Genomic DNA, 279 nt, shown 5'->3' on the forward strand with positions numbered 1-279 from the left:
TGCTGCGCCCGTACGGGGAGATGCTCGCGCTCAAGGGCGACGCCGCCGAGGAGGAGCTGAAGAGCGCGGCCACTGCTCTGAGCAAGCTCGGTGCGGTGGAGACCTCCATCCTCCATGTCGGCGAGGGTGTCGTGGACCCGCTGTCCACTGTGGTGCGGGTCGAGGTTGGGGAGAGTCCCGGTGGTGTGAGGTTCGCCGCCAAGCGCGCCAAGGCGGCCCGGACAGGGCGTGCACGACGGCGTCGTTGATCCGTCCTGACGGCGAGACGTACTCCACACA

The 279-nt window shown here is 68.8% G+C and carries 1 pseudogene; it reads left to right on the forward strand.

Features of this window, described 5'->3' with window-relative positions:
- A pseudogene (locus E7Z54_RS23680) lies at positions 1-248 on the forward strand (hypothetical protein); the annotation flags it as partial.
- Between the last annotated feature and the right edge of the window lie 31 nt (positions 249-279).

It is taken from the genome of Nocardioides sp., assembly GCF_004803405.1.
GTDB classification, from domain to species: Bacteria; Actinomycetota; Actinomycetes; order Propionibacteriales; family Nocardioidaceae; genus Nocardioides; species Nocardioides vastitatis.